The organism is Vogesella sp. LIG4 (assembly GCF_900090205.1).
Lineage (GTDB): Bacteria > Pseudomonadota > Gammaproteobacteria > Burkholderiales > Chromobacteriaceae > Vogesella.
In genome coordinates, this window is sequence record NZ_LT607802.1 from 4,041,481 (window position 1) to 4,060,472 (window position 18,992).

Sequence of the window (18,992 nt, forward strand, 5' to 3'; positions counted from 1 at the left end):
CCGGCGTTTTTTTGTGGCTGCGCAAGCAACTGCGTCAAGCAGCCTTGATCAGCTCGATCTCCACCTGGCACCAGTCGACGCCCTTCTCCAGCACCCTGCCCAGGCGAATCTGGAAGTTCTTGCCGCGGGCACGCATTTCCAGCTCGCGCCCGGCATTGTAGGAGCTGACCGACAGCAGCAGCGTGTTCAGCTTCTTGTCCTCGCGCAGCAATGGCACGAACAGGGCGATCTCGCCACGGTTCCAGATCATGTCCGCCGGCAGCACCGCATCCGGCGGCACACCATCGTTGCGATGCAGCGACGCTGCCACCGGGCGGCTGGTCAACACGTGAATGCCCAGGTAGACGCGATCCGGCTCCGGCCGCTGCAAACGGCGGATCAGGCCGATGGACCAGCCCTCTTCACCCATTTCGCGGAAAGACATCAGCGCGCCGAGCGACACCCATTCGTTGCCATGGGCCGGCAGGTTGACCCCGATGCCACTAGCACTCTTGTTGTCCAGCTCCCAGAATGGAAAGGGCGATGGCGCCTGCACCTGGGAATAAGCGTATTTCTCCCGCCGCCGGCTGCTGACAAAGCCGTAGACGCGGAAGCCCTCTTCCGCCGCGGAATCGGAGTTTGACCAGTTGGCCGCAGTCCCCTCGTCCAGCTCCCGCACCAGGCGGTGAATCACCGTCAGCCGGTGCGCCACTTCCACGCGCTGGGATTCGGTGCGTACGCGCTCCGCCCGCTGGTAGACATACGGCCGCTCCGCCCATTCGCGCGTGAGATAACGCAGCAGCGTGGTTTCGCTGGCGGTCATCATCAGGCCCTTGAGTTCCACGGGAATCACACCGGACTCGCATACCACGCCCCAGCGGTCTATCTGCTCGGTCACTTCCGCGGTATTCCAGTAGCGCAGATTGCCGGGCGGTATTTCCTGACGCACCCGGCCTGGGGGCTGCCCCTTGTCCAGATCCACCACAAAGCTGGGGTAGTTGCCTGCGCTGCGCTGCAAGGTGGCGCGGTTGGAGACCAGCAGCGCCATCTGGTAGGCCAGCGATACCTGGCGGGCGGACAGGTTGCCGCTGGACAGCACCGCCACCATCAGCAGCGACAGGTAAAGGTCATGCACCGTGGTGGCCGGGGAATCGCCGAACAGCACCACCGGCTTGGCATCCATTTCCAGTTTTTCGGCACAGGCAAACAGCTGGTTCACCGATTCCCAGAACACCGTGCCGGGCTGCTCATGACGGTAGTAATGCCACAGCGCCTGTTCCGACAGGTAATGCAGGGTGCGGGCAATCGCCAGTCGCAGCCGGCTGCCCAGCGTCTGCATCTCGGCGTCGGCCAGCACCAGGAAGCGCCGGTAGGCTGCCACGATCTGCCGGTCATAGTTGGTGATGCGCGCACGCAGTTGCTCTTCCAGCAACTTGGGCAAACGGCCGTTGAGCAGGTATTGCGCGCCCAGCTGCTGGTGCTGCTGGATATTGAGCTCATCCAGCTTCAGCAAGGCACCCAGTGTGTCCACCGACAGGCTCTCACCATGCTGGTTGTACTGCGCCAGCAGGTCGATCACTTTCTGGTGGGCGCCGGCTCCGAACTCCTGTAGCAGTTGGGCATACCATGCCGCCGCCGCCTCTGCGTCATCCAGTGGCTCGCTTTTCTTCTTGTTACCAAACGACAGGAAATCGATCTTAACCATTTAGCATGATCCCGAATATCGAGGCGGAATAAGCCGGGTCGGCTGTTTATTGTCTATCAGTATAGTGTAAGGCCCTGCGCCGGGGAGGCTAAAAGCAAAACGCCATGCATAAGCATGGCGTTTTGCTGAGCAGCGTCAATATTACTTGATCAGCAGATCGTCGAGCGCACGACCGGAATCCAGCCAGGTCACTACCCACAGCGGTTTACGGCCACGGCCGGTCCAGGACAGGGAAGCATCATCCGGATGACGGTACTTGGCATCCACCGGCTTACGGGTGCCGCTGGCAGGGGATTTAACGGACTTGGTCGCCAGCTCCTGAATATCCAGGCCATGGGTGCGGATCAGGTCCATTACCTGCTTGGCCGCTTTTGCTTTTTCTTCGCTTTCGCGGCGGCGGATTTCAGCATCAACATCGGTACGCAGTTGCAACAGGCCTGCAAAGTCGAGAGTAGACAGATCCATTTTATTACCCTTTGGCAATCGAGTTTTCAGACTCTCGGAAATTAGCCATAAAACAAAGCAGAGTCAAGCACATTATCTGCAATATTAACAATCAGATGACATCGCCCAGTTGATAAGGCAGGGGCAATTGCTGCAATTGCGCGGCCGGGTTATTCGCCAGTTGCGGATTTTCCTGCCAGGCAGCCTCCTGGATAACCAGCAGACATTCGCTTTGGCCATCCGTTTTCGGCACTGCCAGCATCACGCGCCCTATCGTCTGATCGCCCGTACTCGCCGCCACCAGGGTATCGCCTTCTTTTACCGCGGCAGCAGAAACCAGCGCCCGATACAGCCGGCGTTTGACCTTGCCAAGATATTGGGTGCGGGCAACGATTTCCTGGCCGGGGTAACACCCTTTTTTGAAATTGATGCCGCCCAATAGATCGAGGTTGGCCATCTGTGGCACAAACTCTTCGTAAGTGGCCAGCGATACCCATGGCAGGCCGGCCTGCACGAATACCAGGTCCCAGGCGGTGCTGCCAACCGCGGCAAGGGCAGGCTGCCACTGCGCCAGCAAAGCCGCCGGCGCATCACTCAGCACGATGCTGGCCTGCGGGCTGATGGCAGCAGCCAGATCATTGCCGTCCGCCGCCTCGCGTTGCGGAATTGCCCCGCTGCAGGCAGTTGGCCGTATCACCGCCAAAGCGGCAATGCTGTCATCCACGTTTTCGATTTTTACCTTGGCGCGCAAAACGAACATCGATAAACGCTTGCGGAAGGTTTCGGCGATATCGCGGCGCAGCAACAAATGGAAAATACCCCCACTGCCGAATAGCAGAAAGCTGGCCTGCATCCGGCCCTTGGCCGTGGAATAACTCCCCCAGCTCACGCCATGCTCGGCAATGGCCGCAACGTCGCAGGAAAACTGCCCCTGCAGGAATGCCGTGGCATCGTCACCGCTAATACGCAGTACGGAAAACTTGCTGAGCCAGCTAAAAGCCCTGCCCTCGTCAACTGCGGCCAACTGTTTGGCATAGTCTGGCAGATTAAGTTCACCCGCCTCATTCACGCTAGCCTGATTCTGAGCCAGCCAGGCCGTCATTATTTGCTGCTGCATTTTTCAACCTCTTGCTTTGCCGCCATTGCGGCCTGAAATGATACGCCAACCGAGTGCTTGACCATTAACTGTACAGTAGCGATAGTGGCAGGTTCTGCAACACCAGCCTCTCCCAGATTAATGAAGCAGCACCCGTTATTCCCGGCGTTTCTTGCCATTCTGTTGTGGTCCACCATCGCCAGTCTCGGCGCCTTTACCCAGCGACTACCCCCGTTTCTTGTGACCGCCGTTGCCCTGGCACTGGGCGGCCTGCTGTCCATACACCGTTTTCGCGAATGGCGCGTACCGGGCCGGGTATTGCTGGTTGGCGTCGCCGGTATTTTCGGCTACCACTGCCTGTTGTTTACTGCCTATCGCACTGCACCGCCACTGGAAGCCAACCTGCTCAATTACCTGTGGCCATTGCTGCTGGTGCTGCTAAGCCCGCTGTTCCGCCTGGGTCGCCTGCATTGGCTGCACATCGTGGCGTCCATTGCCGGCTTCGGCGGTGCCGTGCTGATTGTCACCCAGGGCCATCTGCAATTGCCGCCAACGCTGCCCAGCGGTTATTTCTTCGCCCTTGCCGCCGCCTTCACCTGGGCTTGCTACAGCCTGCTGCTGCGCCGCATGCCCGGCTTTCCCAGCAGCGCGGTGGGCGGCTTCTGCCTGATTTCGGCGGCACTGGCCGGTATTTGCCATGCACTGTTCGAGCCGTCGATCGTACCCAATGCAAAGGAATGGCTGGCCCTGGTCATCATCGGCCTCGGCCCGCTGGGGCTGTCGTTCTTCCTGTGGGACAAGGCGATGAAGCAGGCCGATCCGCGCCAGGTCGGCACGCTGTCCTACCTCACACCGCTGTTGTCGACCATGCTGCTGTCCCTGTCCGGCCTCGGCAAAATGACGGCCATCAGCTGGCTGGCCGGCGGACTGATCCTCGGCGGCGCCACCATCGGCGCCGTGGCATCGCGACGGCCATGAACAAACGCATGGAGCCGGCACAAGGCCGGCTCCATCTATTTTAGAGAGTCGCACGCCAGACAAACAGCGCCTGGCAGCAGGGTTATTTGTCCGGCTGGCGATAACTGCGCTGCGCCCCGCGCACCGCCTGCAAAGGCGCATTGGACAGCCGCGTGGAGGCAAAGTGGTTGATCTGCCGGCTGGCGCGGCTGGCGATCAGACAACCAGACAGGCTGGCGTCCATCGGCAGCATGCAGTGGCCGAACGGCTTGGGCAGCGTGGTCAGATATTCCTGCCAGCACTTCTGCTGCCGCCCCAGCCAGCGCTCGTTCAGCACTTGCAGATCATTGTGCAGGTCAGCCGATGCGCGCAGCAGGGAGGCGCCGGATGCCAGCGAGTTTTCCAGCTGCTGCGCCAGCTGCTGGCGATGAGTGGGCAACAGCGGCTGCCGCCACAGCTGCTGCAGGTAGTCCGAGTGAGCCTCCAGCCAGCGCTGCTGGGCGGCTTGGAACACATCCAGGTACTGCTGCAACACGTTGGGCATGAAGCCTCCGTTGCGAAGCCGCCTGTCGGCAGCGGCTATTCAAAGTTGGGAATGGCGATACCCCATACCGGCGCCAGTTCGCCGATCAGCACCTGCAGCACCGGGTCGCTGGCCTTGTCGGCGGCGAACACGAACTGCAGCTCCGCGGTCTTGACCAGCTCCGGCCACACCTCCAGCTCGCCGGCCTGCTCCGCCGCCAGGGCATCAGCCTCCGGCAGCAGGGCAACGCCGACACCGGATTTGACCAGTTCCATGGCGGTAAGGAAAGTGTCGCTTTCCGAAACTTTCTTCGGCGAGATATTCAGCTCGCGCCACAGCTCGCTGACGATTTTGGACAAGCTGGAAAACTGTGACACGCCCACCCAGCACAGCTTGCCCAGTTCCCGCGGGTTGCCGTCCGGCACCCGCGCCAGCCAGCCCTTGGGCAGCACCACGCGCATGCGCATATTGTCCAGCAGCACGGTATGCACGTTCACGTACGGGTTCTTGCCAAGGTAGAAGCCGCCGTCCAGTTCCTTCTTGCGCACCGCGTTGATCACATCGCCGGTCACCCCCTGCTGCAGACACACTTCCAGCAGCGGGAAGCGCTCGGTAAGCCGCGCCACCCAGGGGCCGATGCGCAGCACCGCCGGCATCAGCGTGATGCCGATCTGCGCCTTGCCGGTAAGCTGGCCCTTGAGGCTGCGTGCGTGGTTGAGCAGGTTCTTGGCGGAAGCCAGTATCTCCTGCGCCTGCGGCAGCAGCTCCTGCCCGGCACGGGTCAGCACCACGCCGCCGGCGGTGCGCTCGAACAGCGGCATGCCGACTTCTTCTTCCACCGCCTTGATCTGTGCCGTAACCGCCGGCTGTGACAAGTGCAACACCTCAGCGGCCTGCGTCAGGTGGCCCAGTTGCGCCACGGTGACAAAGGTTCTCAGCTGATAGATTTCCATCCCGCGCCCACCCTCCCGAGTGCGGCCAGCCTGCTTGGGCGGCCTGCCAGTTATCGGCCCCCATTCTCTACAAGCACCCGCGCGACGACAAGGGCACCCGCGCAGTTTTCTGGATAAAAATCACTTATGTCATGTATCAACAAAGCAAATGCTCGGTTGCAACATTCTGACAAATAAAGATTTTTTTTCGATAACACGCCCAACCTTATCCGCCGCATCAGAAAAAACGATTAGCCCCTATTGCCAGTGCGCCTTAATTTCCCAGCACGCGGATACGGCCCCCCGTCTGTCCGCGACGACAAAGGAGGAAACAATGAACGAGGACATCCTGCAACGGGTGCAAGCCAATCCGAAGTTCAAAGAACTGGTGCACAAGAAGACCAGCTTTGGATGGCTGCTCAGCATCATCATGCTGGCAATCTACTACGGTTTCATTCTGGTACTTGCCTTCTCGCCCGCCACGCTGGGCGCTTCCCTCTCCGGCGGCACGACTACCGTCGGCATCCCCATCGGTGTTGCCATCATCGTGTCGGCTTTCGTGCTGACCGGCATCTATGTGCGCAAGGCCAACACCGAGTTCGACGAACTCACCCAGCAGATCGTTGAGGAGGCAAAAAAATGAGCAAATGGCTGAAAAATACAGCAATTGCCACGTTGGCCGCATTGCCGAGCCTGGCCATGGCTGCCGGCGCCATTGAGGGTGAGGTGCAGAAGCAGGCTACCAACTGGACTGCCATCATCCTGTTCGTCATCTTCGTGGGCATCACCCTGTTCATTACCTACTGGGCGGCGCGCCGTACCCAGTCCGCTTCCGACTTCTACACCGGCGGCGGCGGTATCACCGGTTTCCAGAACGGCCTCGCGATTGCCGGCGACTACATGTCCGCCGCGTCCTTCCTGGGTATTTCCGCCATGGTGTTCGAAAAGGGCTATGACGGCCTGATCTACTCCATGGGCTTTCTGGTGGGCTGGCCGATCATCCTGTTCCTGGTGGCCGAACGCCTGCGCAACCTGGGCAAGTTCACCTTTGCCGACGTGGCTTCCTACCGCCTGCAGCAAGGCCCGGTGCGCACCTTCGCCGCTACCGGCACCCTGGTGGTGGTGGCGCTGTACCTGATCGCACAGATGGTGGGCGCCGGCAAGCTGATCCAGCTGCTGTTCGGCCTGGACTACAGCGTGGCCGTGGTACTGGTAGGCGTGCTGATGGTGATGTACGTGATGTTCGGCGGCATGCTGGCCACCACCTGGGTACAGATCATCAAGGCGGTGATCCTGCTGGCAGGCGCCACCTTCATGGCCGTCATGGTGCTGGCTTCGGTGGGCTTCAGCCCGGAAGTGATGTTCCAGAAAGCGGTAGCCATCCATGCCAAGCACGCTGCCATCATGGCGCCGGGCAAAGCTGATCCGGTTGACTCCATCTCGCTGGGTCTGGCGCTGATGTTCGGTACCGCTGGCCTGCCGCACATCCTGATGCGCTTCTTCACCGTGTCCAACGCCAAGGAAGCCCGCAAGTCGGTATTCTTCGCCACCGGTTTCATCGGCTACTTCTATATCCTGACCTTCGTGATCGGCTTTGGCGCCATCATGCTGGTGCTGAACCAGCCGGGCCTGATGGAAACCATCACCAAGAACGGCAAGCCGCTCACCCAGCTGATCGGCGGTAACAATATGGCGGCCATCCACCTGGCTCACGTGGTAGGCGGCAACGTGTTCTACGGCTTCATCTCCGCGGTGGCCTTCGCTACCATCCTGGCGGTGGTTGCCGGTCTGGCACTGTCCGGCGCTTCCGCCGTGTCGCACGACCTGTACGCCTCGGTGATCAAGAAGGGCAAGGCCAACGAGAAGGATGAAATGCGCGTATCCAAGATCACCACCCTGTGCCTTGGCATTCTCGCCATCGTGCTGGGCCTGGTGTTCGAGAAGCAGAACATTGCCTTCATGGTAGGCCTGGCATTCTCCATCGCCGCTTCCGCAAACTTCCCGGTACTGTTCATGTCCATGTTCTGGAAAGGCCTGAGCACCCGTGGCGCGGTAATCGGCGGCTTTGTCGGCCTGATCTCCGCCGTGCTGCTGATCGTGCTTGGCCCGACCGTGTGGGTGGATGTGATGAAGCACGAACATGCCATCTTCCCGTACAAGAACCCGGCCATCTTCTCGATGCCCCTGGCCTTCTTCTTCACCTGGCTGTTCTCGGTACTGGATACCTCCAAGTCCGCAGCTGAAGAAAAAGAGAAATTCGATGCACAGTTTGTGCGCTCCATGACCGGCATCGGTGCCTCCGGCGCGTCCAAACACTAAGCAAGTCCAAAGCAAGCTGGCCGCACCGTTCGCGGTGCGGCCAACCAAAGTAAAGAAACAAAGGAGCCATGTATGTCTACCCTCGAATCCATCCTCAAGGAAACCCGCAGCTTCCCGCCAGCCGACGAGTTCCGCCGCAAGGCCGCCATCTCCGGCATGGACGCCTACAACGCGCTGTGCGAGCAGGCTGACGATCATTACCTGTCCTTCTGGGGTGACCTGGCTCGTGAACTGATTACCTGGAAAAAACCGTTCAGCCGCGTGCTGGACGACAGCAATGCGCCGTTCTTCAAGTGGTTCGACGACGGCATGCTGAACGTGTCCTACAACTGCCTGGACCGCCACCTGGCGGAAAACGGCAACAAGATCGCCCTGATTTTCGAAGCCGACGACGGCGACGTTACCCGTGTGACCTACGCCGAACTGCACCGCCGAGTGTGCCAGTTCGCCAACGGCCTGAAGAGCCTGGGCATCACCAAGGGTGATCGCGTGGTGATCTACATGCCGATGGTGATCGAAGCCATCGTCGCCATGCAGGCCTGCGCCCGTATCGGCGCCATCCACTCCGTGGTGTTCGGCGGCTTCTCCGCCGGTGCCGTGCGCGACCGCATCCAGGATGCCGGCGCCAAGCTGGTGATTACCGCCAACGAAGGCCTGCGCGGCGGCAAGACCGTCCCGCTGAAGGCAACCGTGGACGAAGCGCTGGCGCTGGAAGGTTGTGAATCCGTGCAGCACGTGGTGGTGTACCAGCGCACCAATGGCGGCGCGCAGTGGACCGAAGGCCGCGACGTGTGGTGGCACAAGCTGATCGAAGCCCAGGCCGAAACCTGCGAACCGGAATGGATGCTGGCGGACGACCCGCTGTTCATCCTCTACACCTCCGGCTCCACCGGCAAACCCAAGGGTATCCAGCACAGCAGCGCCGGCTACCTGTTGGGTGCCATCAACAGCTTCCGCTGGGCCTTCGACTACAAACCGAATGACGTGTACTGGTGCACCGCCGACGTGGGCTGGATCACCGGTCACTCCTATATCTGTTACGGCCCGCTGGGCATCGGCGCCACCCAGGTGGTGTTCGAAGGCGTACCGACCTACCCGGATGCCAGCCGCTTCTGGCGCATGATCGAAAAGCACAAGGTATCGATCTTCTACACCGCCCCTACCGCCATCCGCTCGCTGATCAAGCTCGGCTCCGACCTGCCCAAGCAGTTCGACCTGTCCAGCCTGCGCCTGCTGGGCACCGTGGGCGAGCCGATCAACCCGGAAGCCTGGATGTGGTACTACGAGGTGGTAGGCGGCGGCCGCTGCCCTATCGTGGACACCTGGTGGCAGACCGAAACCGGCTCCGCCATGATTGCGCCGATGCCGGGCGCGGTGCCGACCAAGCCGGGCTCCTGCACCCTGCCGCTGCCGGGCATCATCGCCGACATCGTGGACGAATCCGGCGCCCAGGTTGAGCCGGGCCGTGGTGGCTTCCTGGTGATCAAGAAGCCGTTCCCGTCGCTGGTGCGCACCATCTGGAACGACCCGGAACGCTTCAAGAAGACTTACTTCCCGGACGAATTCAACGGCCAGTACTACCTGGCTGGCGACTCCGCCAACCGCGACGAGAACGGCTATTTCTGGATCATGGGCCGTATCGATGACGTGCTGAACGTGTCCGGCCACCGCCTGGGCACCATGGAGATCGAATCGGCGCTGGTGGCCAACCCGCTGGTGGCGGAAGCCGCCGTGGTGGGCAAGCCGCACGATGTGAAGGGCGAGGCCGTGGTGGCCTTCGTGGTACTGAAGGGCGCCCGCCCGGAAGGCGACGATGCCAAGAAGATCGCCGCCGAGCTGAAGAACTGGGTAGCGCACGAAATCGGCAAGATTGCGCAGCCGGACGACATCCGCTTCGGCGACAACCTGCCCAAGACCCGCTCCGGCAAGATCATGCGCCGCCTGCTGCGCTCCATCGCCAAGGGCGAGGAGATCAGCCAGGACGTTTCCACCCTGGAAAACCCGCATATCCTGCAGCAGCTGCAACAGGCCGCGGTCTAAGCAAGCAGGCCCGACACTTCCGGGTGACGGGCCGAACGGTCAAGCCTGCGGCGGTGGCGCCCCCCTGCAACCAGCCATCGCCGCAGCAACCGAGTAGTACCCTGCTGAAGTAAGTTGTATCCGTAACCCTCCTTCGCCACACGTGTGCTGCACTCACCGTGTGGCGGTTTTTTTGCCCTGCCACCGTGCCCGGCGCATGAAATTGCCTGCGGCCAACCTTCCCTGCCGGCAGCAAGGTTGAAGCCACCCGCCCTAACACGGATAATTCCTCGATTATCTGCCGGCCTTGGTTTCAATGAACCCCTCGCATTACCTGCTGCTTCCGCCCTGTACCGCCTTGCTCAACTGCCAGGTGCCCGAACGTGTCGCCAATCGCTGCGCCCACCTTGCCCAGCAGCCCCGCCCGGGCCGCATGAACCAGGGAGGGCGGCTGCAATGAGTGCCTTCTTGCTGATCATCGGCGTACTGCTGATGCTGGCCCTGCCCTGGCTGATGCGGCGCAAGCCGGGCGCGGCAGCACCGCAGCCCCGCCGGCAGGACAACACCCCGCTGGCAGAGCGCATCGACGCCATCCTGCCGCAGACCCAGTGCGGCCAGTGCGGCCACCCCGGTTGCCGCCCCTATGCCGAAGCCATCGCCAGCGGGCGTGAAGACATCAACAAATGCCCGCCGGGCGGCGAGGAAGGCATCAGGAAGCTGGCCGAGCTGACCGGCGCGGCCTTCAAGCCGTTTGCCGCCGACGCGCCGCAACCCAAGCCCAAGGCAGTGGCGCTGATCGACGAGGCCACCTGTATCGGCTGTACGCTGTGCATCCAGGCCTGCCCGGTAGATGCCATTCTCGGCTCCGCCAAGATGATGCACACCGTCATTGCCAGCGAATGCACCGGCTGCGAACTGTGCCTCACCCCCTGCCCGGTGGACTGCATCCGCATGATTCCGGCCGATGCCCAGCTCAACAACTGGCAATGGCGCTACGCGACCATACCGATCAAGGCGGTGAAGCCCGCACCGGAGGCGCGACCGTGAGCCTGCCCTACGCCAGTCACGGCGGCCTGCAGCTGCCGGCAAACAAACAGACCACCCGCGACACGCCCATCCGCCAGTTGCCGCTGCCACCGCTGCTGCAGATCACGCTGGCACAGTATGCCGACAGCGCCACCCAGCCCTGCGTGCAAGCCGGACAGAGCGTGCGCAAGGGGCAGTTGCTGGCACAACCGGCCGGGCCACAGGCCAGCGCCGTGCACGCGCCGACATCCGGCACCGTGCTGGCGATAGCCATGCAGCCCAGCGCCCACCCGGCAGCGTTGGCCGCACTCACCCTCACCCTGCAACCGGATGGCCGTGACAGCAGCATGCCGCCTTGCAGCCTGCCGGGCTGGCGCGAGGCCGACAGCCAGCAACTGCGCACTTTCCTGCAGCAGATGGGCATAGTCGCGCAGGAAAGCGGGCTGTTCCCGCCGGAACGCAGCGCCGGCAGCGCCACGCTGCTGGTAAACGGTGCGGAAAGCGCCCCCTACCGCAGCTGCGATGAGCGGCTGATGCAGGAGCGGGCCGCCGACATCGCCGCCGGCATCGAGATTGCCGCCCATGCGCTGCAAGCCGGCAGCGTGCTGATCGGCATTGACGATGACAAGCCGCAGGCCATCGCCGCCATGCAGCGTGCCTGTCAGGATAAACCCTGGCAGATAGTCGCCCTGCCCGCACGCTACCCCAACGGCGACAGCCGGCAATTGATTCATGCCCTGACCGGGCTGGAAATTCCATACAGCGCCGACACCGCCGCACATGGCATGTACAGCCTGAACGTGGACACGCTGTACGCCATCGCCCGCGCCGTACTGCATGGCGAGCCGCTGCTCAGCCGCATCGTTACCGTGGCAGGCGCCGTGAGCCAGCCCGGCAACCTGGAGGTGCTGATCGGCACGCCACTGGACTGGCTGCTGCAACAAACCGGCCAGAAAACCGACAACCCCGAAGTCATCATGGGCGACCCGATGACCGGCTTTACCCTGCCGACGCTGGCCGTTGGCCTGGACAAGCACGGCAGCTGCCTGATCGCCAAGAGCAGCGACACCTTCCCGCCGCGCCCGGCGGCCATGCCCTGCATCCGCTGTGGCGAGTGCGCCAGCGTCTGCCCCACAGGGCTGCAGCCGATGGCGCTGTACCGCCTCACCCAGGCCGACAAGCTTGAGCAGGCGCAGCAATGGCAATTGTTCGACTGCATCGAATGCAATGCCTGCAGCTACGTCTGCCCCAGCCAGATACCGCTGGTGGACGACTTCCGCCGTGCCAAGAGCATCATCCACAGCGGCGCGCAGGCCAGCCAGGCGGCGCAGCGCGCGCGCAGCCGGTTTACTTTCCGCCAGTTCCGCATCGAGCGCGACAAGGCGGAGAAAGCCGATCGCCTCGCCGCCCGTGCCGCCGAACAGGCCGCCAAGCGGGAGAACGCGCCAGCGGTAGCCAGCAGCACGGCACCCGAGGACCCGAAGAAGCAGGCCATCATCGCCGCTGCCATGGCACGCGCCGCGGCACAACAGCAAGCCAGCCCGCTGGGCGACAGCCACAGCCAGGCACTGGACGACAGCAAGCAGGCGGCAATCAAGGCGGCCATGGAGCGCGCCGCCGCGCGCAAAGCAGCCGCGCAGCAGGCCGACAGCCCGGCTGCGGCCAACCCCGCCCCGGCTATCGGCATGGATGAAGCCAAGCAGGCGGCAGTCAAAGCCGCCATGGAACGCGCCGCCGCGCGCAAGGCGACAGCGCAGCAGGCCGACAGCCCGGCTGCGGCCAACCCTGCCCCGGCTACCGGCATGGATGAAGCCAAGCAGGCGGCCGTCAAGGCCGCCATGGAACGCGCCGCCGCGCGCAAGGCGACAGCGCAGCAGGCCGACAGCCCGGCTGCGGCCAACCCTGCCCCGGCTACCGGCATGGACGAAGCCAAGCAGGCGGCAGTCAAAGCCGCCATGGAACGCGCCGCCGCGCGCAAGGCGACAGCTCAGCAGGCCGACAGCCCGGCTGCGGCCAACCCTGCCCCGGCTACCGGCATGGATGAAGCCAAGCAGGCGGCCGTCAAGGCCGCCATGGAACGCGCCGCCGCACGCAAGGCAGCCGCGCAGCAGCCGGCACCACAGGATCAGCAGGGCCCGACAACATGAGCCAATACGCCCCCCACATCGCCCGAGCCACTACCGTCGCCACGCTGATGCGCAAGGTGTTGGTCGCATTGCTGCCGGGCATTGCCCTGTCAGTGTGGTTCAATGGCCCCGCGCTGTTATGGCAGCTGCCCCTGGCAAGCATTACCGCGCTGCTGGCCGAGGCGGCCATGCTGCGCATGCGCGGCCTCGCGCCGGCCCCGTTCCTGAAGGACCTGTCCGCCGTGGTCAGCGCCTGGCTGCTGGTGCTGTTCATGTCGCCGCTGGCGCCCTGGTGGTTGATCGTGGTGGCAACACTGTTCGCCATCGTGGTGGCCAAGCAGTTGTATGGCGGCCTGGGCAATAACCTGTTCAACCCGGCCATGGCCGGCCTGGCCGTGGCCGTGCTGGCCTTCCCGGCACATATGGCGGGCATGGATGCCTTGCCCGCCACAGCCAGCGCAGCAGGCTGGATCGCCCTGGGCTGGCTGCTTGGCGGACTCTGGCTGTGGCAACAGAAAGTGATCAACTGGCAGGCACCGCTGGCCATGCTGGCCGCGGTCGGCGCCATGAGCGAGCTGCTGTGGCAGCTGGCACCGTCACACTCCGCCAGCCCGCTCTGGCAGCTGAGCCATGGCGGTCTCCTGCTGGCAGCCGGTTTCATCCTCACCGACCCGGTAACCTCTCCCTGGTTGCCGCGCGGCCGTCTGCTGTTCGGCCTGGCCGTGGGCCTGCTCACCGTGCTGCTGCGCGTGAACGGCGAAATTCAGGGCGCCATCGCTTTTGCGGTGCTAATCATGAACTGCGTCGTGCCGTTCATCGATAGACACACCTGGCCGAAAGCATTCGGCTACCGGGGAAAACGCCGTGGCTAGCCAGCCAGCAACAACGCAGCACTCCGCCGGCAACCTGCTTGCGGCCAACCTTTACCTGCCAGCCACCGAATCATGAACGCCGCCAAACGCCTGCAGATCTTCGAGCGCCTGAAGGCGCACAACCCGCACCCCACCACCGAGCTGGAATACGCCAGCCCGTTCCAGCTGCTGATCGCCGTGCTGCTGTCGGCACAGGCCACCGACGTGGGCGTCAACAAGGCCACCCGCGTGCTGTTCCAGGTGGCGCCCACCGCGCGCGCCATGCTGGCGCTGGGCGAGGAAGGCGTGAGCGACTACATCAAGACCATCGGCCTGTTCCGCACCAAGGCCAAAAACACCGTGGCCACCTGCCGCATCCTGGTGGAACAGTACGATGGCGAAGTACCGCAGACGCGCGAGGCGCTGGAGGCGCTGCCGGGGGTTGGCCGCAAGACCGCCAACGTGGTGCTGAATACTGCCTTCGGACAGCCTACCATTGCAGTAGATACTCATATTTTCCGCGTGGCCAACCGCACCCGCATCGCCCCCGGCAAGGACGTGCGCGAAGTGGAAGACAAACTGTTGCGCTACGTACCGGCGGAATACAAACTGGATGCCCATCACTGGCTCATCCTGCACGGTCGTTACGTCTGCAAGGCACGCAAGCCGGAATGCGAGCGTTGTGTCATCGCCGACCTGTGCGAATACCCGGCAAAAACCGTATGATGACCACTGGCGATTGATATTCACGGTTTTGTCGCCAGCTTGGGCACAAACGGGGCAAGCGCCTCGTGGCAGCGCCCACTGGTACGGGCTGCCCACTTCTGCATAAAGGATTGTTTCAGGTGAAGAGTTATACCCGCCTGGCCATTGCCAGCGCCCTGCTGGTGTCGCTGGTTGGCTGTGGCAAGATCGAAGCCCTGTTCAAGGACGAGAACAAGGGCCCCCAGGTAGCGGTGCCGGCCAAGGCGGACGGCAGCGTGCAGATGCTGTTGCCCGACTTCACCCAGCTGGTGGAGCGCGAAGGCCCTGCAGTGGTGAACATCCAGGCGGTGCGCAGCGACAACAGCCAGGCCTCTTCCAGCAGTGAGCTGCCGGTGCCGGTGCCGGAGGACGACCCGTTCTACGAGTTCTTCCGCCGCTACATGCCTAACCCGAACCAGCCGCCCGACCCGCAGCCCTCGGAAAGCATTTCCTTCGGCTCCGGCTTCATCCTGTCCAACGACGGCTACATCCTGACCAATGCCCACGTCGTGGCCGGCGGCAGCCAGATCAAGGTGATGCTCACCGACAAGCGCGAGCTGCGCGCCAAGCTGGTGGGCCTGGACAAGCGTACCGACGTGGCCGTGCTGAAAGTGGAGGCCGCCAGCCTGCCCACCGTCAAGATCGGCTCCCCCAGCCAGCTGAAGGTGGGTGAATGGGTAGCCGCCATCGGTGCACCGTTCGGCTTCGAGAACACCGTCACCGCCGGCATCGTATCGGCCAAGGGCCGCAGCCTGCCGGACGAAAGCTATGTGCCCTTCATCCAGACCGACGTGGCGATCAACCCCGGCAACTCCGGCGGGCCGCTGTTCAACCTGCGCGGCGAAGTGGTGGGCATCAACTCGCAGATCTACAGCCGTTCCGGCGGCTTCATGGGCATTTCCTTCGCCATTCCGATCGACATCGCCATGAAAGTGGCCGAGCAGCTCAAGAGCAGCGGCAAGGTAAGCCGCGGCCAACTTGGCGTGCACATCCAGGAAGTCACCCAGGAACTGGCGCAGTCCTTCGGCCTGGACCGCCCGCGCGGAGCGCTGGTGGTGCGCGTGGAGCCGAATGGCCCGGCCAGCCGTGCCGGCATCCACATCGGTGACATCATCCTGCGCCTGAACGGCCAGACCGTGGACAACTCGCGCGACCTGCCACGCATGGTGGGCGACCAGCCGCCGGGCACCCACATCAAGCTGGGCGTATGGCGCAAGGGCAACGAGCAGAACGTGGACGCCACGCTGGCGGAATTGGTAACCGACCAGGCAGCCCAGCCGGGTGAAGCCACCCCTGCCGTGCCGCAAAGCTTCCAGTTCGGCAAGCTGGGCCTGACCCTGGCCGAACTCACCGCCGACGACAAGCAGACCCTGGGGCTGCATGGCGGCCTGGTGGTGCAGAAGGCGCAGGGCGTGGCCGCCCAGGCCGGGCTGACCAGCGGCGACGTGATCATCGGCCTCAACCAGACCGAAATCACCAGCATCAAGACTTTCGAGCGTGCACTGGCCAGCGCCAACGGCAATATCGCACTACTGGTGCGGCGTCAGGACAGTACGCTGTTCGTGCCCTTGCGCCTCAATTGATCTACCGACCGCCCACATGGGCGGCTCAGGCTGCGGACAAGGAGCCCATTTACCTCCACCGGACCCGGCAAAGCCGGGCCGCTCCTGCCAAGCCTTTGCATCGGCAGCCTTTCTGTTTACAAAACAAAGTCCTTGCGCCGGGCGCAAGGACTTTGTCAGCATTCTCGGCCGCCCGCATGGGCGGCCTTTTTTTGCCCATCACAACAAAAGCTGGCACCAAGGAGAAATCATGAGCTTCCTCACTACCGATCTGTACGACGCCAACGAAGGCCAGGTAGCCGTACTACTGCCGATGCTGCAAAGCTACGGCGCCCGCGCGCGCTTTTGCGGCCAGATCGTCACCCTGAAACTGTTCGAAGACAACACCCTGGTGCGCGAGGTACTAAGCGAGCCCGGCAAGGGCAAGGTGCTGGTGGTGGATGGCGGTGGCTCGCTGCGCTGCGCATTGCTGGGTGACCAGATTGCCGAACTGGCGGTGAAGAATCAGTGGGAAGGCGTGGTGATCCACGGCTGCATCCGCGACTCGGTGGCCATCAACGCGCTGCCGCTGGGCGTACGCGCGCTGGCCACCAACCCGAAGAAATCGGTGAAGCGTAACGAGGGCACTCGGGAACTGACGGTGAACTTCGGTGGCGTGGACTTCGTACCCGGCCAGTGGCTGTACGCCGACGAGGACGGCGTGCTGGTTTCCGCCACCGCCCTGCTGTAAACCTGCGCAGGCCGCTTGCGGCCAACCTTGTCAGGCGCTGCGGTCGTACTGGCGGTGGCGCCGGTGGCGCGGCAGCAGGGTCAGCATGCGGATCCAGCCCAGCATGTCCTGGGTCCAGGTGTGGTCTTCCGGCTCCAGCTGCTCCGGGTTTTCCAGCGTGGCGGCGGTGAGGTCGATCTCGTCCGGCGAGGCTTCGTGGCGGTAACTGAGCGTGGTGCCGCAGCGCGGGCAGAAACCGCGCTGCACACCCATGGACGACTGGTAGTGCCGCACCTCGCCCTGCAACTCCAGCTCCAGCGCCCGCACCGTGAACCAGGTGACGAACGGCGCGCCGCTGGCTAGCCGGCAGGAGGCGCAATGGCAGTGGGTGACGTGATAAGGTTGGCCGCGCAAGCGGTAGCGGACGGCACCGCACAGACATCTTCCTCGCATCGCGCATTCTCCGTGTCAAATCAGCCGGTTAGAAAACTATAGCCGGAAACGGCACGTTTGCCAGCCCGCAGCGATGCAGCAAAAAATAAAGGCCCGACAAGATTGCCGGGCCTTTGTCTTTCTGTGCTTAGCGCTTACGCCGGCTGTACCGGGGTAGCACCCATCAGTTCGGTCATCACGTTGTTCTCGTCTACGAACACCAGCTTGGGCGAGTGATTGGCCAGTTCGCTGTCTTCGTAGGCGGCGAAGGAGGCGATGATCAGCAGGTCACCCGGCGCGGCGCGGCGCGCGGCGGAACCGTTCACCGAGATCACACCCGAGCCACGCTCGGCACGGATGGCGTAGGTGGCAAAGCGCTCGCCATTGGTCACGTTCCAGATCTGCACCTCTTCGTATTCCTTGATATCGGCGGCTTCCAGCAGGTTTTCGTCGATGGCGCAGGAGCCGATGTAGTGCAGTTCGGCATGGGTGGTGGTAACACGGTGGAGCTTGGATTTCAGCATGGAACGCTGCATGGCGGTCTTCCTTGGTACGCGCTTCCGCGCGTCAGATATTTGACAACCCCCACTCGCGAAGCGAGGCTCCCTTGCAGGGCAAGGGCGGGGGGATTGAGATTCAATGGCAAGGCTGCGCAAGCAATCACATCGCTGGAGGAGCCCGGCTCTGCCGGGTCCTGTAGCACCGCAGCAGAGCACTTTTCGCAGCCTGGCGCTTCAGCGCCTTACTTCGATATTGTCGATCAGCCGGGTCTTGCCCAGCCGTGCGGCGGCCAGCACCACCAGGCGCGGCTCGCCGGCGTGGGCGATCTCCAGGGTGTCGGCCTGGCGGATCTCCACGTAGTCCACGCGCCAGCCATGGGCGGCCAGATCGTCGCAGGCGGTTTTCTCCAGCGCCACGTAATTGCTGTCGCCAGCCTGCAGCGCATCGCGGATCGCCGCCAGGTTGCGGTACAGACGCGGCGCTTCGGCGCGCTCGTCGGTACTGAGGTAGCCGTTGCGCGAGGACAGCGCCAGGCCGTCGTCGGCGCGGCCGGTATCCACCGGCACGATCTCGATCGGCATGTTCAGGTCGTCCACCATGGCGCGGATCACATGCAGCTGCTGGTAATCCTTCTTGCCGAAGCAGGCCACGTCCGGCTGCACGATGTTGAACAGCTTGCTCACCACGGTGGCCACGCCGCGGAAGTGCCCCGGGCGGAACGCGCCGCACAGCTCGTTCTGGATATGCGGCGGCTCGACGTTGAAATCCTGCTTGATGCGCGGGTACAACTCGCGCTCGTCCGGGAAGAACAGCACGTCCACCCCGGCGGCGTCCAGCTTGGCGCAATCGTCGGCAAAAGTGCGCGGGTAGGCGTCGAAATCCTCACCCTGGCCGAACTGCAGGCGGTTGACGAAAATGCTCACCACCACCTGGTCGGCGTACTGGTGCGCGGCGGCCACCAGGGCCAGGTGGCCGGCATGCAGGTTGCCCATGGTGGGCACGAAGGCGATGCGGCCGGCGCTGCGGCGCCAGGCGCGAAGTTCGGCAATACTGCGGATGACTTGCAT

18 protein-coding genes are annotated in these 18,992 nt (G+C 63.3%); 10 read left to right on the forward strand and 8 right to left on the reverse strand.

Annotated features, from left to right (window positions below; translation table 11 throughout):
* Window positions 1–34: 34 nt before the first annotated feature.
* The 3 genes from PSELUDRAFT_RS18610 to PSELUDRAFT_RS18620 form a co-directional block, all read right to left on the reverse strand.
* On the reverse strand, window positions 35–1,684 hold the full coding sequence (locus tag PSELUDRAFT_RS18610; RefSeq protein ID WP_088968239.1) for a hypothetical protein: 1,650 nt from the start codon (window positions 1,682–1,684) through the stop codon (window positions 35–37).
* A 141-nt stretch (window positions 1,685–1,825) separates the two neighbouring features.
* A complete protein-coding gene (locus PSELUDRAFT_RS18615; RefSeq protein ID WP_088968240.1) occupies window positions 1,826–2,149 on the reverse strand; it encodes an H-NS family nucleoid-associated regulatory protein in 324 nt (107 codons plus the stop codon).
* A gap of 91 nt (window positions 2,150–2,240) precedes the next feature.
* Window positions 2,241–3,230: a folate-binding protein YgfZ gene (locus PSELUDRAFT_RS18620; RefSeq protein WP_162291274.1), complete on the reverse strand. Its 990-nt coding sequence runs from the start codon at window positions 3,228–3,230 to the stop codon at window positions 2,241–2,243.
* Window positions 3,231–3,329: 99 nt separating this feature from the next.
* Between PSELUDRAFT_RS18620 and PSELUDRAFT_RS18625 the strand changes: the two genes are divergently transcribed.
* Window positions 3,330–4,202 carry a DMT family transporter gene (locus PSELUDRAFT_RS18625; RefSeq protein ID WP_231895263.1) on the forward strand — a complete coding sequence of 291 codons (873 nt, stop codon included), beginning with the start codon at window positions 3,330–3,332 and terminating at the stop codon, window positions 4,200–4,202.
* Window positions 4,203–4,284: 82 nt separating this feature from the next.
* Here PSELUDRAFT_RS18625 and PSELUDRAFT_RS18630 read toward each other — a convergent pair whose 3' ends face one another.
* Together PSELUDRAFT_RS18630 and PSELUDRAFT_RS18635 are read right to left on the reverse strand one after the other, a co-directional pair.
* Window positions 4,285–4,725 carry a hypothetical protein gene (locus tag PSELUDRAFT_RS18630; protein ID WP_088968243.1) on the reverse strand — a complete coding sequence of 147 codons (441 nt, stop codon included), beginning with the start codon at window positions 4,723–4,725 and terminating at the stop codon, window positions 4,285–4,287.
* Between the two features lie 35 nt (window positions 4,726–4,760).
* Window positions 4,761–5,657: a LysR family transcriptional regulator gene (locus PSELUDRAFT_RS18635; protein WP_088968244.1), complete on the reverse strand. Its 897-nt coding sequence runs from the start codon at window positions 5,655–5,657 to the stop codon at window positions 4,761–4,763.
* Between the two features lie 313 nt (window positions 5,658–5,970).
* On the opposite strand from PSELUDRAFT_RS18635, the gene PSELUDRAFT_RS18640 reads away from it, so the two are divergent.
* From PSELUDRAFT_RS18640 to rraA, 9 genes are all read left to right on the forward strand, one after another.
* Window positions 5,971–6,279, forward strand: a complete 309-nt coding sequence (locus tag PSELUDRAFT_RS18640) for a DUF485 domain-containing protein (RefSeq protein ID WP_088968245.1) — start codon at window positions 5,971–5,973, stop codon at window positions 6,277–6,279.
* Entirely contained in the window at window positions 6,276–7,955 is a 1,680-nt protein-coding gene (locus PSELUDRAFT_RS18645; RefSeq protein ID WP_088968246.1) for a cation acetate symporter, read from the forward strand. Before PSELUDRAFT_RS18640 ends, PSELUDRAFT_RS18645 begins: the two co-directional genes overlap by 4 nt.
* Before the next feature lie 72 nt (window positions 7,956–8,027).
* Window positions 8,028–9,995: an acetate--CoA ligase gene (gene acs, locus PSELUDRAFT_RS18650; RefSeq protein ID WP_088968247.1), complete on the forward strand. Its 1,968-nt coding sequence runs from the start codon at window positions 8,028–8,030 to the stop codon at window positions 9,993–9,995.
* Window positions 9,996–10,430: 435 nt separating this feature from the next.
* Window positions 10,431–11,021, forward strand: coding sequence for an electron transport complex subunit RsxB (rsxB, locus tag PSELUDRAFT_RS18655; protein WP_088968248.1), 591 nt, complete (start codon window positions 10,431–10,433; stop codon window positions 11,019–11,021).
* On the forward strand, window positions 11,018–13,147 hold the full coding sequence (rsxC, locus tag PSELUDRAFT_RS18660) for an electron transport complex subunit RsxC (protein ID WP_088968249.1): 2,130 nt from the start codon (window positions 11,018–11,020) through the stop codon (window positions 13,145–13,147). Before rsxB ends, rsxC begins: the two co-directional genes overlap by 4 nt.
* Window positions 13,144–13,998: an RnfABCDGE type electron transport complex subunit D gene (locus tag PSELUDRAFT_RS18665; protein WP_088968250.1), complete on the forward strand. Its 855-nt coding sequence runs from the start codon at window positions 13,144–13,146 to the stop codon at window positions 13,996–13,998. Before rsxC ends, PSELUDRAFT_RS18665 begins: the two co-directional genes overlap by 4 nt.
* Before the next feature lie 72 nt (window positions 13,999–14,070).
* Window positions 14,071–14,703 (forward strand): endonuclease III, encoded by a 633-nt coding sequence (nth, locus tag PSELUDRAFT_RS18670; RefSeq protein WP_088968251.1) that lies wholly within the window; start codon window positions 14,071–14,073, stop codon window positions 14,701–14,703.
* Between the two features lie 119 nt (window positions 14,704–14,822).
* Complete coding sequence (locus tag PSELUDRAFT_RS18675) at window positions 14,823–16,304, forward strand: DegQ family serine endoprotease (protein WP_088968575.1); 1,482 nt, start codon at window positions 14,823–14,825, stop codon at window positions 16,302–16,304.
* Between the two features lie 229 nt (window positions 16,305–16,533).
* Window positions 16,534–17,013 (forward strand): ribonuclease E activity regulator RraA, encoded by a 480-nt coding sequence (rraA, locus tag PSELUDRAFT_RS18680; RefSeq protein WP_088968252.1) that lies wholly within the window; start codon window positions 16,534–16,536, stop codon window positions 17,011–17,013.
* Between the two features lie 30 nt (window positions 17,014–17,043).
* Here rraA and PSELUDRAFT_RS18685 read toward each other — a convergent pair whose 3' ends face one another.
* The 3 genes from PSELUDRAFT_RS18685 to panC form a co-directional block, all read right to left on the reverse strand.
* On the reverse strand, window positions 17,044–17,445 hold the full coding sequence (locus PSELUDRAFT_RS18685; protein ID WP_231895264.1) for a GFA family protein: 402 nt from the start codon (window positions 17,443–17,445) through the stop codon (window positions 17,044–17,046).
* A 134-nt stretch (window positions 17,446–17,579) separates the two neighbouring features.
* Window positions 17,580–17,960: an aspartate 1-decarboxylase gene (gene panD / locus PSELUDRAFT_RS18690; RefSeq protein WP_088968253.1), complete on the reverse strand. Its 381-nt coding sequence runs from the start codon at window positions 17,958–17,960 to the stop codon at window positions 17,580–17,582.
* 198 nt (window positions 17,961–18,158) lie between these two features.
* Window positions 18,159–18,992: a pantoate--beta-alanine ligase gene (gene panC, locus PSELUDRAFT_RS18695; protein WP_088968254.1), complete on the reverse strand. Its 834-nt coding sequence runs from the start codon at window positions 18,990–18,992 to the stop codon at window positions 18,159–18,161.

Excerpts from the sequence above, each read along its gene's own strand:
- nth (WP_088968251.1), top strand. The coding sequence starts at position 14,071 with ATGAACGCCGCCAAACGCCTGCAGATCTTCGAGCGCCTGAAGGCGCAC.
- PSELUDRAFT_RS18685 (WP_231895264.1), bottom strand. The coding sequence starts at position 17,445 with ATGCGAGGAAGATGTCTGTGCGGTGCCGTCCGCTACCGCTTGCGCGGC.
- PSELUDRAFT_RS18630 (WP_088968243.1), bottom strand. The coding sequence starts at position 4,725 with ATGCCCAACGTGTTGCAGCAGTACCTGGATGTGTTCCAAGCCGCCCAG.
- PSELUDRAFT_RS18615 (WP_088968240.1), bottom strand. The coding sequence starts at position 2,149 with ATGGATCTGTCTACTCTCGACTTTGCAGGCCTGTTGCAACTGCGTACC.
- panD (WP_088968253.1), bottom strand. The coding sequence starts at position 17,960 with ATGCAGCGTTCCATGCTGAAATCCAAGCTCCACCGTGTTACCACCACC.
- panC (WP_088968254.1), bottom strand. The coding sequence starts at position 18,992 with ATGCAAGTCATCCGCAGTATTGCCGAACTTCGCGCCTGGCGCCGCAGC.
- PSELUDRAFT_RS18645 (WP_088968246.1), top strand. The coding sequence starts at position 6,276 with ATGAGCAAATGGCTGAAAAATACAGCAATTGCCACGTTGGCCGCATTG.
- PSELUDRAFT_RS18610 (WP_088968239.1), bottom strand. The coding sequence starts at position 1,684 with ATGGTTAAGATCGATTTCCTGTCGTTTGGTAACAAGAAGAAAAGCGAG.
- PSELUDRAFT_RS18635 (WP_088968244.1), bottom strand. The coding sequence starts at position 5,657 with ATGGAAATCTATCAGCTGAGAACCTTTGTCACCGTGGCGCAACTGGGC.
- PSELUDRAFT_RS18665 (WP_088968250.1), top strand. The coding sequence starts at position 13,144 with ATGAGCCAATACGCCCCCCACATCGCCCGAGCCACTACCGTCGCCACG.
- PSELUDRAFT_RS18640 (WP_088968245.1), top strand. The coding sequence starts at position 5,971 with ATGAACGAGGACATCCTGCAACGGGTGCAAGCCAATCCGAAGTTCAAA.
- acs (WP_088968247.1), top strand. The coding sequence starts at position 8,028 with ATGTCTACCCTCGAATCCATCCTCAAGGAAACCCGCAGCTTCCCGCCA.
- rraA (WP_088968252.1), top strand. The coding sequence starts at position 16,534 with ATGAGCTTCCTCACTACCGATCTGTACGACGCCAACGAAGGCCAGGTA.
- rsxB (WP_088968248.1), top strand. The coding sequence starts at position 10,431 with ATGAGTGCCTTCTTGCTGATCATCGGCGTACTGCTGATGCTGGCCCTG.
- PSELUDRAFT_RS18620 (WP_162291274.1), bottom strand. The coding sequence starts at position 3,230 with ATGACGGCCTGGCTGGCTCAGAATCAGGCTAGCGTGAATGAGGCGGGT.